At 41.2% G+C, this 14,271-nt stretch carries 10 protein-coding genes; 7 read left to right on the top strand and 3 right to left on the bottom strand.

Annotated features, from left to right (window positions below; translation table 11 throughout):
- Positions 1-144: 144 nt before the first annotated feature.
- Positions 145-1,317, top strand: coding sequence for a trans-sulfuration enzyme family protein (locus B3E92_RS15815; protein ID WP_286802890.1), 1,173 nt, complete (start codon positions 145-147; stop codon positions 1,315-1,317).
- Between the two features lie 88 nt (positions 1,318-1,405).
- On the opposite strand, the gene tpx is transcribed toward B3E92_RS15815, so the two are convergent.
- Positions 1,406-1,906 carry a thiol peroxidase gene (gene tpx / locus B3E92_RS15810; protein WP_070570237.1) on the bottom strand — a complete coding sequence of 167 codons (501 nt, stop codon included), beginning with the start codon at positions 1,904-1,906 and terminating at the stop codon, positions 1,406-1,408.
- Between the two features lie 147 nt (positions 1,907-2,053).
- On the opposite strand from tpx, the gene B3E92_RS15805 reads away from it, so the two are divergent.
- From B3E92_RS15805 to B3E92_RS15795, 3 genes are all read left to right on the top strand, one after another.
- A complete protein-coding gene (locus B3E92_RS15805; protein WP_286777469.1) occupies positions 2,054-3,280 on the top strand; it encodes an OmpP1/FadL family transporter in 1,227 nt (408 codons plus the stop codon).
- A gap of 22 nt (positions 3,281-3,302) precedes the next feature.
- The gene (locus B3E92_RS15800) at positions 3,303-4,607 is read left to right on the top strand and encodes an SGNH/GDSL hydrolase family protein (RefSeq protein ID WP_286802888.1); all 1,305 of its coding nucleotides are present in this window, start codon (positions 3,303-3,305) and stop codon (positions 4,605-4,607) included.
- Between the two features lie 241 nt (positions 4,608-4,848).
- On the top strand, positions 4,849-5,265 hold the full coding sequence (locus B3E92_RS15795) for an OsmC family protein (protein ID WP_070570243.1): 417 nt from the start codon (positions 4,849-4,851) through the stop codon (positions 5,263-5,265).
- Between the two features lie 157 nt (positions 5,266-5,422).
- Here B3E92_RS15795 and B3E92_RS15790 read toward each other — a convergent pair whose 3' ends face one another.
- Positions 5,423-7,795: an outer membrane beta-barrel family protein gene (locus B3E92_RS15790; protein ID WP_070570245.1), complete on the bottom strand. Its 2,373-nt coding sequence runs from the start codon at positions 7,793-7,795 to the stop codon at positions 5,423-5,425.
- 239 nt (positions 7,796-8,034) lie between these two features.
- On the opposite strand from B3E92_RS15790, the gene B3E92_RS15785 reads away from it, so the two are divergent.
- Together B3E92_RS15785 and B3E92_RS15780 are read left to right on the top strand one after the other, a co-directional pair.
- Positions 8,035-9,378: a sensor histidine kinase gene (locus B3E92_RS15785; protein WP_112375005.1), complete on the top strand. Its 1,344-nt coding sequence runs from the start codon at positions 8,035-8,037 to the stop codon at positions 9,376-9,378.
- A gap of 74 nt (positions 9,379-9,452) precedes the next feature.
- Positions 9,453-10,127, top strand: a complete 675-nt coding sequence (locus B3E92_RS15780; protein WP_046673688.1) for a response regulator transcription factor — start codon at positions 9,453-9,455, stop codon at positions 10,125-10,127.
- Positions 10,128-10,130: 3 nt separating this feature from the next.
- On the opposite strand, the gene B3E92_RS15775 is transcribed toward B3E92_RS15780, so the two are convergent.
- Complete coding sequence (locus tag B3E92_RS15775; RefSeq protein ID WP_046673687.1) at positions 10,131-11,186, bottom strand: hypothetical protein; 1,056 nt, start codon at positions 11,184-11,186, stop codon at positions 10,131-10,133.
- A gap of 156 nt (positions 11,187-11,342) precedes the next feature.
- On the opposite strand from B3E92_RS15775, the gene uvrA reads away from it, so the two are divergent.
- Positions 11,343-14,183 carry an excinuclease ABC subunit UvrA gene (uvrA, locus tag B3E92_RS15770; protein WP_046673686.1) on the top strand — a complete coding sequence of 947 codons (2,841 nt, stop codon included), beginning with the start codon at positions 11,343-11,345 and terminating at the stop codon, positions 14,181-14,183.
- Positions 14,184-14,271: the final 88 nt, after the last annotated feature.

The following is a 14,271-nucleotide window of genomic DNA, read 5'->3' as shown; positions in this document are numbered from 1 at the left end:
AAAGTTCCTTCCTCATCCTTTGAACAGGAAAAGCAAAGCACTAGGAATATAGTACAAGGCAAAAGCCATATTTTTTTCATAAAATGGGTTATTTCATTGCTAATTATACAAATATAAAAATTTCATCTCGTACCTTTACACATCATGAAAAAAGATCAATCTAAAATCATACGTGAACAGGTCGATCGTTCAGCACTTCGCGAACATTCGACTCCTTTATACCTTACATCAAGTTTTATCTTCGACAGCGCTGAACAAGGTCGGGCGGTCTTTGCTGGCGAAGAGGATGCAATGATTTACTCCCGCTATGCCAATCCAAATACCTCTGAGTTCATCAACAAAGTCTGTATTCTTGAAGGTGCAGAAGCAGGATTGTCTTTTGCGTCAGGTATGGCAGCAGTATTTGCCTCCTTTGCAGGAATTATCGAAAGTGGAGACCATATTGTCTCTTCACGTGCAATATTCGGTTCTACACATCAGTTATTTACGGAACTATTCCCACGTTGGGGCGTTACAACAACTTACGTAGACGCCGCTAATCCCGAAGAATGGGAAAAAGCAATTCAGCCGAATACGAAAATCATCTTTTTAGAATCGCCATCCAACCCAGGTCTGGAATTGGTTGATTTGGAATGGTTGGGTAAATTCAAGGAGAAATATCCTCATATCATTCTGTCGATCGACAACTGCTTTGCCACACCTTATCTTCAGAAACCGATTCAATATGGATTTGACCTGGTTATCCATTCGGCGACCAAATATATGGATGGACAGGGTCGTGTTTTGGGCGGTATTGTTGTCGGAAAACAAGAGCTTATCGATAAATTGATGTTCTTTATCCGTCATACAGGCCCCGCATTATCGCCTTTCAATGCCTGGATCATATCAAAAAGTTTAGACACGTTGGGCATCCGTATGGATCGCCATTGTTCTAACGCATTGGCTTTGGCCGAGGCATTGGAAAATCATGCGGAAATTGAGGATGTAAAATATCCATTTTTACCAAGCCATCCACAATATGAGCTGGCCAAGAAACAAATGAAAGCTGGTGGCGGTATTGTAACCTTTGTTGTCAAAGGTGGTTTTGAGCGAGCAAAAGCCTTTGTAGATCATTTGGAAATGATTTTATATACCTCTAATTTAGGAGATTCAAGATCAATCGCAACGCATCCAGCTTCAACGACACACTCAAAATTGTCGGAAGAAGAACGTTTGAATCTGGGCATCAAACCGGGCAGTATCCGCCTGTCTGTGGGTCTGGAAGATCAACAAGATATCATCAACGATATCTTGCAGGCTTTAGAGAAAACGAAATAAACGTTCGCTTTGTAATAGTTAGCGAATATACATTAACTAAAAAAGCCTTTGCATAAGCAAAGGCTTTTTTTATTCACTCTCATCCTACTTAATTCAACGATGCGATCGCTGCAGCATAATTTGGCTCATCAGCAATTTCTGCGACTTGCTCTTCGTACAATACTTTTCCATTTTCATCCAATGTGATGACAACACGGCTCAATAAACCTGCCAAAGGTCCATCAGCGATAGCCAATTGATAAGCATCTGAAAAGTTTGAATCTTTATACTCTGATAATGTCACTACGTTATTTAGCCCCTCTGCAGCACAAAAGCGGCCTTGTGCAAAAGGCAAATCTTTCGATATACATAACACCACAGTGTTATCCAACTGAGAAGCCTCTTTATTAAATGCACGTACGGAAGCAGCACAAGTTCCGGTATCTACACTAGGAAAAATATTTAATACAATTTTTTTTCCTTTGAAGTCTGTAAGAGACTTATCGGAAAGATCGCCTGCAGTTAATTTAAAATCAGGAGCTTGCTCGCCAACCTGTGGTAAACTGCCTTTCGTGTTTACTGGATTGCCTTTAAAAGTGATTGTAGCCATATAATATGATCGTTTAATTTTTAGTATCCTTGCACTTAAAGGTACGAGCAAAAAAAATATTACACAACATTTATTAATTTTAGTCAAACATTTATTATGTTAGCATTGTATTTGAAAGAGGAATGTTAACCAAAAATAAACACTAGTATGAAGAAACTGCTATTTTCAATACTTTGTGCAAGTCCGTCACTCCTGTTTGCACAAGGATCTCAAGTGAATCTACAAAGTCCCAAAGCTGTGGGAATGGGGGGAGCAGGTTCTGCTTACTTTTTAGATGAGTCTTCCATTTTTTATAGTCCGGGTGCTTTAGCAAAAATGGACCATAACGCTATTTCAGTTGCCGGTAATGCCGTGATGTACAAATCTGGCTTTCAAGAGGTCGGCAGTACAGTTGTTTATCATACTAGAAATCAGATTTCAACTCCTTTTTCATTATTTGCTGCATTCGGCCCTAAAAACTCCTGGTGGAAAGCCGGTATTGGAGTATACACACCTTACGGTGGAGCCGTCGATTGGGGGAAAGATTGGGTAGGTAAATTCAGTTTGGTCAGCCTTTCGCTACGTGCAATCTATATTCAGCCCACATTGAGTTTCAAACTGACTGAAAATTTTAGTGTTGGGGGTGGTTTTGTATACAACGTTGGTACCGTAGACCTCGAAAATTCTGTTCCGGTATTCTATCCGGACGGTCACGCCGGACTGGCAACCCTAAAAGGAACCGGAACTGGAACGGGGTATAACGTGGGTATTCATTATAACTTAGAAGACGACTTCGCTATATCGGTAAGTTACCGCTCTAAAGTCGTCACCAAACTTAAAAATGGAGATGCAAATTTTGACGTGCCTGAATCGGTAGCAAGCAACTTCCCTGCGGGCAACAAATTCAGTGCTGAATTACCGCTACCATCCACATTTGCCGCGGGCGTTGCCTTCCCTATTTCGGAGAAATTGAAGATGGCTCTTGATGCAACAATCATCAATTATGACATCTATAAGGCGCTAGATTTCGATTACAAAGAAAATACGCCGGTATTGCAAGATACGCATTCTCCAAAAAAATACGATAAAGCAGGATCCGTCAAAGCAGGATTGGAATATATTGCTTCCGACCGCTTGCAATTACGTATAGGTGGCGGTGTGATCGCAACTCCAGTACAGCAGAGTGCTTATGTTTATCCGGAGACACCAGATAACACCAGGTATTTGATATCAGGAGGTTTTACAATAAAACCATCACCAAAATTTGACGTCACAGGTTCCTTTGCATACCAGCGCATCGTGGCTCGCCAATCAACCAATGTGGAGAGTCATCTTTCGGGTACTTATGCGACAAATATTTTTGCTCCCGGTATTGGTGTAAGCTATAAATGGTAATTAACAGCCAAATTTGACTAAGATGAAAAAAAACAAACTTTATATAGCTGCGGCGTTAGCACTTTTAGCGATCGCCTCATGTAAACCTACCTTGGACGAATATACGCCTTCGGCTGGATCGCTTAATTTTTCAAAATATGTTGCCATCGGAAATTCATTGACAGCAGGTTATGCCGATGGCGGACTCTACTTGGAGGGCCAAAAGGTAGCCTATCCAAATTTAATTGCTGAACAGCTAAAGCAAGTCGGTGGTAGTGAATTCAAATCGCCGTTTTTCAGTGAAGATCAAGCCAATGGTTCTGGTTATATTACACTTACAGCGCTCGTCAATGGCCAGCCAGTAACGGCACAGGTAACGGATAAATTGGCCTACCGTTCTGCTTCACCAAAATTATTGACAAAATATACCGACCCGATTAACAACCTTGGCGTACCGGGCATGCGTATGGATATGGCCTTTGCTGCTGGCGTGGGATCCCAAGCTGGAAACATGTATTTCGAACGCTTACTACCTGACGCAGATGCGATGAAAACATATTTTGCCTATTCAACGACGCAAAACCATACCTTCTTTAGTTTTGCTTTAGGCAATAACGATGCTTTAGGCTGGGCGACTAACGGTGGTGTAGAAGATGGACCAACATCAACATTGACTTCTACTGCGCTCTTCACGTCTTTATTGGGCAACTATGTAACGACATTAACAGCAGGAGGTCAAAAAGGCGTACTGGCCACAATTCCAGATGTAACAGCAACACCTTATTTTACGACGGTAACCCGTGCTGCTTTATTGGCAGCTGTGAATGCAACAAATCCGCCGACACCGGTAACAAATATCTACATTGCAACAAAGTCAGGTCCTCGTGCAGCTACTGATCGAGATTATTTTGTGCTCCCTTTCTCTTCAACAGGATTATTGGGGAAACCAAATGCGGCACAAATTCCGTACGGCTTACACCCACTGAACCCCGTGGAAGACAAATACGTGCTTGATGTAAGCGAAACAGCAACGGTCGTACAACGCATCAACGAGTATAATGCAGCCATCAAAGCTGCTGCAAATTCAAAAGGTCTAGCTTTAGCTGATGTGCATGAATTCTTGAATAATGTAAAAGGAGGTGTTCGTATCAACGGACTAGCGGTGAGTGCAAAATACATTACCGGAAATGCATTCTCTTTAGATGGTATTCACTTAACCCCAATTGGAAACGCCCTAATGGCCAACATCTTTATCAATGCCATCAATTCTAAATATGGCTCAAAGATTCCACAAGTTGATGTAGCGAAATATCGCGGTGTCAAACTGCCCGATACCGTCACAAAATAAACAGTGATCAACATACTGACAAAAGGCAGACAAATAATCGTCTGCCTTTTTTGTATATTTCCTCTATAAATAAGTTCCTCAAAAGGCAGAGGAGAGATCGATAAATTACTTTTATATACTACGCAATTATATTGCATATAAAAGGTAATTTATCTAAGTTTGTTTAGTATAGATTGAACAGAAAAAAACTCGTTTCACGTTCCACAGCCTAAACGAGCAAAAAAGAATAAAATAGAATAAGATGAAAATCAAATTAAACCGTGTCAACCAAGCTGTGCATTTCGAAGCCAGCAGTGAATTATCCCCCGTGAAAGTCAACATCGATGGTTCAGAAGCTATCGGCGGTGAAGGAAAAGGTGTTCGTCCAATGGAATTGGTTTTAATGGCACTGGGTTCTTGCAGCGTCTTTGACCTCCATAGCATACTGGTAAAACAACGCCAGCAAATTGACGATATCCAGGTTGAAGTGGAAGGTAAACGCCGCGAAGAAATTCCTCAAGTATTTACAGATATTCACATTAATTTTTTCCTAAAAGGTGAAATTGATGAAGTAAAAGCAGCCAAAGCAGCTGAATTAGCTGTTAAAAAATATTGTTCAGTACACGATATGCTTGCCGCTGGCGGTATTAATATCACGTATTCACTGAAAATAAACTAAGAAATACTTTCCTTGCATCTGATAATCCTCCACATCGCATGTGGAGGATTATTGTTTTTGATCCATGCGGTATTTATTCTCTTTTACAGGCGTATGGAGAATATAACCAAGGAAATAGAATCTGCAGCAGGATTTGACTTTGCCAAAATTAACCGAATTACAAGCGGTTCTGCTCTTCTGTTCTTGTGGGCTGATTGCTGCTCTTGACTTTCTGGTTTCCAAAATGATACCGCAGCGTTAGATTCACCTTTCTAGTATCGCGGTAATCTTTATAAAAGTTGTTTTGGTCACCATATTTGGATGATATCGTCATTTTTTCTGTTTTGAAAATGTCCATAAATGAGAGATTCACTTCAAATTTCTTTTTAAAGAATTTTCGATTTGTCATCACATAGGTACTTGAATACCCTGTAATATGAAATGGCCCCTGTATCGTGGGTGATGTAAATGTATTAACCAGTTCAAGGTTCCAACCGGCATCCTTATTCAGCACATAGTTGGTGCTTACGTTTCCGTTGCCGATATACACATCATTCTTGTGCAATACGTCATCAGTACCCATAAAGTAATTCTGGTTATACATCCCCTCTAGCTGCAGATTCAATCCCCAGCGCCCGGTCAGCTGAAAACTCTTTCCTAAGTCTATCCCTGCCCCTTGTCCTTTCTTGATATTGGTATATTGGAAAATAAGTTGGTGATTGTTGTTATCTTGGCGGGAAATTTCCATATTCGGCCACTTCTCAAATCGGTAGAATAAATCGATATTCCAGTTGTTTTTTGTCCAGGTCAGATTCAGGTTATGAACGATCGTCGCCCTTAAACGTGGATCTCCCTGAAAATAGGAAAAGCGATTATAGTAGGACTTAGCCGGATTAAGCCAGGAGTATGCTGGGCGACTAATACGCTTTCCATAGGAAAAACCAAACTGCTGATCGTCAGTCAAGGCATATTGCATGTAAAATGTCGGAAAGAGCACAAAATAATCACGCTTATTGATATCAGCTGGTTCGGATACAATACCTTCCAAATCGGTATATTCTCCCCTTAGACCTGCTTTCCAGCTCCATTTTTTCCAGGCATAGTCCAATGAGCCATACAAAGCCACATTACGTTCTTTGTAATCAAACACACTACTCTTATCAGGCCTTTGCTCGAGCTCTCCTGATTCATCATCAAAGAAAGCAAGGGTACTCGTCGTTTTCACATCGCTAAATTTTCCACCAAACTCCAGCCCCAGCTTCTTTATTTTTCCGGTGAAATCTATCTGGGAAGAAAAAAGCCGATTTTTATTTCCATTATTACTGATAAATCGGGTATATGTGGGTTCCTCCCCCTTAAATCGCAGTGCCGTCAGCACGTCTTGATCATTTGTCGAATGATTGTCAGTGAAGTAGGATGACCAATTTATGCTCCACCTGGAATTAAGCTTCTTTGTTACCTGAAGGTAGAGGTTATTCGTTTTTGTCGATCGTTGATGATCATTGGTGGTAAAATAACTGGACTCCTGTACATGATTTTTATCGTATATAACGGTTGGCACTTCATAAATCCCATAGGTTTTCGGTCCATAATATCCATTTAGTCCAGCATTAACCGTCCAGGTTGTATCGGGTGTATAGTCTATCGAAAACACATAGCTGTTCTGACTGTTATTGGTATCAAATCGATCCATGACACCTTCCCATGAGGTTTGCTCATTTGGATAATAAACATAATTCGTTTCATAGCGTGCGTAAGTCCCTCGTCCGAAATTATACGTACCTCGAAGATTGAATTTTTCATTTTTATAATACTGGGTTAGTCCAAACAGTTGCTTCCAGGTACTGCTTTTTTCGGCCAATGCAACCACCGTGCCTCTATAGCCATATAGGTTGGATTTGGAAAGTTTAATATTGATAATCGTACTTCCCTCAGCTTCATATTTTGCAGGTGGATTGGTAATAACCTCTATCGATTGCACGTCGCTACCTGCTGTATTCTCCAGATAGGTTTTCAGTTCGTCCCCCGTGAGCATCACTTTTCGGTCATTAATGAGGACAACAATATTTTTGTTTCCACGGACCATTAAATCCGCACCATTCACCATCACCAATGGCGTACGCTTCAAAATGTCCCAGCTGTTGAGCGCTGAAAGATTTGAATTCTGAACGTTAAATTCCAAGCGGTCCAACTTGCGGATCAATCTAGGAGCGCGACCGACGACTTGTGCTTCTTCGAGTACCTTTGCTTCGGGAAGAAGTTCAAGCAAGAAAGGGCGTGAAATGGTATCGCTGTGAAAAAAAAGTTCCTGAGATTTGAAGTTTAGATAGGTTGTTCGTAGATAGTAGCCACTAGGATGATCCAGCATAAGTATAAATTTTCCAAAATGGTCCGTCTTTACTTCCCGGATCTCCTGATAGTTGCTATCCAATAGCATAACGGTCGCTCCCGCCAGCACAATTTTGTTTGCATCCTGTACTTGCCCCCCGATTTGTTTGGTCTGTGCCGAAAGCAACAAGGGGAAAGCCAGAAAAAATAGGATCAATTTCATGTACAAATAATTAGTCTTTTAATTCTAGTATAGCTTATCCGCATTATTCTATTTGTTAGAATTTATGTTTTGTAACACATAGGCCAGTTTGTGGTCATCCGTATTTGACAACCGCGGCCATTTAATACGCTGATATTCTATGCTTCAAAAGTGCCTATAGTTGAAGCAAATGATAGTTAACAAAGGGTTAATGCTGCGTTAAGGTATATTATCTTAGCCGTCAGCAGTTATATTTGTGTATGGAATTGAAGCCCAAAAGTTATATCGTCCTCTTTACGCTGTTTTTTGCTGTACTTATCGGCATACAGGGGTATCAATTGTATAATACCTATCAGCTCAAACAGCGTGATATTTTTGCCACTGTGAAGAGTAAGCTTGGCAAGCTTCATGACAATGACAAGCTTTTTGATGATGATTTAATGAGTAAGGACATTGCCAGAGACTATTATATCAAATTGGTTAAAAATGAGATTACGGCTGAAAAACTGAAAGGACTTTACAGTGCAAATGCACATAAAACATCCCAGAGGCTAACGCAATATGTCGACAGTCTATTTCAGCCACTTGGAATGGATGTCATCCTGAAAAAAGAAATTTTGGGCATCTATTTCAAGAGCTTAGAAAAACAGATCGCAGCGGGTCCCATTACCATCTACACAACGTCTGGAGCTTTTCGGCAGCCCGTTGAACTTTCCTCAAGCGAGTGGATAACAGAAAAAACAGAAACACAGAAAATCGAAAACAGCATCCAGAGCAAAGAAGTCTTATACACCTTTCTTGTACATAGGAAGACATCGTTTGAGGTGACGAATCTCAACTGGATATTATTCAAAGAACTTACTTCGCTTCTGTTGAGCACCCTTTTTATTCTTGTCGCCTTCCTTTGGCTTTTTTATAGAACCATTCAGAATCTCAGAAAACAGCAGAAACAGATCAGCGTGCTACACGATGTCGTTGACAATATTTCTCATGAGCTCAAAACGCCAATCGCAACCTTGAAGATTGCAGCTAAAACACTACGGAAATCAACAGACGACAATATCATAACGGTCATTGAACGTCAGGCAAATCGTCTCGAACAAACCCTCAACCCACTGAGCGAGAACCTTCAGACAAGGGATCAGCATCCTATTACCAACAGAGAACTACACGCTATTTTCGAAGACTTTCAATTGACCAATCCGGCTATCGCATTCCAATTAAGCCTCTTGCCTGACGGTAAATTATGCCTGAGCCTAAATGATGCGACAACACTATTTCAAAACCTGATGAACAATGCCGTAAAATATGGTGCAACTTGGATTAATATCTCTTTTGAGGATCAGAAAGGTAAACTCTCGATTTATATACAGGATAATGGTTACGGCATGGCGGAGTCGGAGTTACCTTATATTTTCGACAAGTTTTACCGCATCCAGAAAGACAATATTCACGACAGCAAAGGTTTGGGAATCGGTCTTTTTCTTGTTAAGACAATCGTGGATCGTTATCACGGACAGCTTACAGTAACCAGCAAGCCCGATGTAGGCACTACGTTTAAAATTCAGCTGCCCCTCGTTGCTATCCAATCACAGACATCATAATCAGCAGCAGGGATGATCAGCGAAAAAAAAAATAGGGAATAGATAATCAATACATTAACGACTGAAAATAGCATATGAACAAAATACTACTCGTGGAAGATGACCCAGATTTTGGTTTTATGCTCAAGCAATACCTTGAGCTATCCACATTTAACATAGACTGGATAGCGCAGCCCAATGATCTTACGGAAAATTTCCAGCAGCTAGCCGATTATGATCTGGTTATACTGGATGTTATGCTGCCTCAAATTAGTGGTTTTAGCCTTGCCAAAGAAATCAACGCCCTATACCCCACGTTGCCATTTATCTTTTTAACAGCCAAGGAGCAAAAAATAGATAAGCTCACGGGACTAAAAATCGGTGCCGATGATTATATCACCAAACCTTGTGATCCTGAAGAACTGTTACTTCGCATACAGAATATATTAAAGCGAAATCAGAAAAATAGTACCCCAAAATCGATTGCCATAGGTACGTATATTTTCTATCCCGAACAGTTATTATTAAGCCATGCTTCGAAACAATATAAGCTTACTGAACGTGAATCGCAACTTCTCCTATTTCTGTCGCAACACAATGGTCAACTTGTCACACGCGAAGAAATTCTTGAAAAGGTCTGGGGAAACGCAGATTTCTTTACCGGAAGGAGTATGGATGTCTTTATTACCCGAATCCGAAAATACTTAAGCCTGGATCCCAAGCTTAGTATCAGTTCACATAGAGCAGTCGGATTTACGATTCAATTTTAAGGATTATCCGGCAATCTCTTCTTTCCGCTTGTTCCATAATTTCTCTGCCCAACGACCGACAAACCAAAAGGACACCGCTAAAATTAAAAAGAATACGGCTCTATTGATATTATCCCAGAGATACTCCACATATCGGGTATAGATATTAAGTACTAAAAATACAAATCCCACTTCCCTGCTTACATTATCTTTAGCCTTTAAGCCGTAGACAACCAAGAATGCCGACACGGCAGTGGATAAAATACCCCAATAGAACATATGGTATTGACGTACTGTCGTCCATTCATAGAAATCAGCATAATTCCCAAAAATAGATAGGGTCCACAAGGAGACCATCAGGTAGATCAACCCTACAATATAACTGATAGGCTGAAAGATTTGCAGGCGTTCGAACCGCGGTTGAACCCAAACGGCCAAAGCGGTGAGCAGCGCTCCGAAGATGGTAAAACGAAGTGGGTAATTCATTCCCCAAAACTTAAAGCCCCAATTGCTATGGTAGGCCGTCTCGGTCGCAAACCATACCCCCAAAGCCAAAAGCATAAAGGTCCAAATCAGTTTACTGTCAAGCTTAACAGCAAGAAAGCCATAAATTGCAACAGAGAGTAAAAATAACAAGGAATAATGCATCGTATCTTTATCCAATACTTTACCCATAAATCCGATGCAGGCTGCTGTTCCAAAAACCCCAATCAGCATCATCGTTTCAGTGGATAGATTTTTATAAGGATATCGTTTCTTATACCGAAAACCCAGCGTATAGAATAATACGGCCACAGCAGCAAAAAAGAAGCAAAATAGGATATTAGGCGCTTCGTAAAGTGTATCGACAAAGGCCAAGAATGATGCATCTGTAAACAACGAAAAAACAGCAAAGACCAAAGAAGCCAAGGCAATCCAAAAAGCATATCTCGCCAGTTGTCCCCAGTCAAAACTTTTTACGTCCAAACTATCCATCAGCTCGTTCGCTTTTTGTTCATCCAACAGGTTTTCTTTCTTCCAAAATTGGACAATATCGTCGATCGATTGTTTCTCTTGTTTGCTGACGTCGTATTTTCGCATAAATTTAGATTTACTGTGCAAGGTACATTATTTTTTTAAATCACTTGTATATCACATTTTATTCCAAAAGTCAGATTGGCTCGCATAATTCCTTTAAAATCTGTAATTTTGCATGTTTTGCATTTTATCCCTCAACAGGGACTTTAAGGAGTTTTCATGGCAGTAAAAAGAAGCCCAGATTTGGGCGAACAAAGTGAAGTTCAGGTATTTGGAGCGCGTGCGCATAATCTAAAAAATATAGATGTTTCTTTTCCGAGAAATGAATTGGTTGTTATTACAGGTTTAAGTGGCAGCGGAAAGTCTTCTTTGGCTTTTGACACCATTTATGCTGAAGGACAACGTCGGTATATGGAGACATTCAGTGCCTACAGCCGTCAATTTTTGGGCGGCATGGAACGTCCGGATGTGGACAAGATCTCGGGCTTAAGTCCAGTGATCTCCATTGAGCAGAAAACCACCAGCAAAAACCCCAGGTCCACTGTTGGAACCATTACCGAGGTGTATGATTTTATGCGTCTACTATTTGCCCGAGCGGGGGAAGCTTTCTCCTATGTGACCGGTAAGAAAATGGAGCGTATGTCGGACGATCAGGTTATCGAACGTATTTTGACTGAATTTGAAGGGCAGGCTTTAAATATCTTGGCTCCAGTGGTTAAAGGCCGTAAAGGTCACTACCGGGAATTGTTTGAGCAAATCCGTAAACAAGGTTATGTGAAGGTGCGCGTGGATGGAGAGATCTTGGACCTTGTTCCTAAAATGCAAGTAGACCGCTATAAAATTCACGATATTGAGATCGTCGTGGATCGTTTGAAAGTAGAGCGTGAAGATAAAAAGCGCCTACAGACTTCGGTTATGCAGGCGATGAAAACTGCCAAAGGTATTATCAAGGTCTCCACCAAGGATAATCAGGAGCAATTCTACAGCCGTTATCTCATGGATGCTGAATCGGGTATCTCTTATGATGAACCGCAGCCCAACACTTTCTCATTCAACTCGCCTTATGGTGCCTGTCCAACATGTGATGGATTAGGCTATATTTTTGAAATTGATAAAAATGCGGTTATTCCAGACAAAAAACTCAGTATTCAAAAAGGGGGTTTAGCCCCTTTGGGACCTACCCGGGAGAACTGGACTTCAGAAGTCTTGAAGGCTGTCGCAAAAAAATTAGATTTTACCATTTCAACGCCGCTTGAAAAGCTCAATGAAGAACAGATTGACCAGCTTTTATTTGGCAATAAGGAAGAGCCTATCGTTGTAACAGTATCTTATGGCAGTTATGGCACACGAGAATATCGTGTTGAATTTGAAGGAATCTTTAAGATGCTGGAAGAGTTTTCCGGAAAATCTTCGGATGAAGCCCCTTCTTTAGATGATTTCAGGACGAAAGTCACCTGCCCAACCTGTGCGGGAGCGCGTTTGAAAAAAGAATCTTTACATTTTAAAATAGCGGATAAAAACATCCATGAGCTCTCCACGATGGATATTACATCGATCAAGGAGTGGTTTGATCAGGTAGAAAGCAAACTTGATGAACGCCAGCTTATTATTGCAACAGAGATTTTAAAGGAAATCCGCGCACGCTTAGGGTTCTTGCTGGACGTAGGTTTAAATTACCTCACCTTGGATCGTACTGCTAAAACACTTTCCGGAGGGGAGGCACAACGGATCCGTCTGGCAACACAGATTGGTTCCCAACTGGTGAATGTACTTTATATTCTGGATGAGCCGAGTATCGGACTTCATCAGCGAGACAATGAACGGTTGATCAATGCCCTCAAAAACCTACGCGATATTGGCAATTCGGTCCTTGTTGTCGAACATGATAAAGACATGATCCTACATGCGGACCATGTTATTGACATGGGTCCTGCAGCAGGGGTTCACGGCGGTACAGTAGTTGCCGAAGGTACCCCAGCAGAAATCCTAAAATCAGACTCTCTGACAGCGGCATACCTCAACGGAACAAAAGAGGTTAAGATTCCGGAGAAACGTCGTGAGGGCAATGGAAAAACATTATCATTACATGGCGCAACGGGACATAACTTAAAAAATCTGTCTGTCTCTTTTCCATTAGGAAAACTCATTGTTGTTTCGGGGGTTTCGGGTTCGGGCAAATCCAGCTTAATCACGGGAACATTATATCCGATTCTGAATAAACATTTTTTCAGAGCCAAAGCCACTCCGCTTCCTTTCAAAAAAATTGAAGGATTAGAACATATTGATAAAGTCATCGAGATCGACCAAAGTCCTATCGGCCGTACACCACGATCCAATCCGTCCACCTATACAGGCGTATTTTCGGATATCAGAACCTTGTTTGTTCAATTGCCAGAAGCTAAGATCAGGGGCTATAAACCAGGACGCTTTTCCTTCAATGTCAAAGGCGGCCGTTGTGAAACCTGTCAAGGGGCCGGATTGAAAGTCATTGAGATGAATTTCCTTCCCGATGTACAGGTTCCTTGTGAAACATGCCACGGAAAACGCTATAACCGAGAAACTTTAGAAGTACGGTATAAAGGAAAATCCATCTCCGATGTACTTGATATGAGTATCAACGATGCTGTGGATTTCTTTGAGAACGTCCCGAGTATCTATCGAAAGATCAAAACACTGCAGGATGTAGGTTTGGGCTACATCACCTTAGGTCAATCCTCCACAACATTATCGGGAGGTGAGGCTCAACGGGTAAAATTAGCTACCGAACTTTCTAAAAAAGATACTGGAAATACATTTTATATCCTTGACGAACCGACTACAGGACTACACTTTGAAGATGTCAATGTCCTTATGGGCGTTATCAATCGCTTGGTCGGACGTGGAAATACCGTTTTGATCATCGAGCACAATCTTGATGTTGTTAAATCGGCAGATTGGGTCATTGATATCGGTCCCGAAGGTGGTAAAGAGGGTGGTCAGGTCCTATTTGAAGGAACACCTGAAAACTTAATTAAAAATAACAAAAGCGAAACGGCACGTTTCTTAAAACTGGAAATGTAATATCAACAAAACAGCAGCTGCGAATTATGCGGTTTCTGTTCGTAGGGTGGCTCGGTTATTGCGAAGGGAATATTTTTCCAGCTCGATA

Source organism: Sphingobacterium sp. UBA6317, from assembly GCF_002440385.1.
In the GTDB taxonomy this organism is placed as follows: Bacteria; Bacteroidota; Bacteroidia; order Sphingobacteriales; family Sphingobacteriaceae; genus Sphingobacterium; species Sphingobacterium multivorum.
This window is presented reverse-complemented; position numbering and strand designations above follow the sequence as displayed.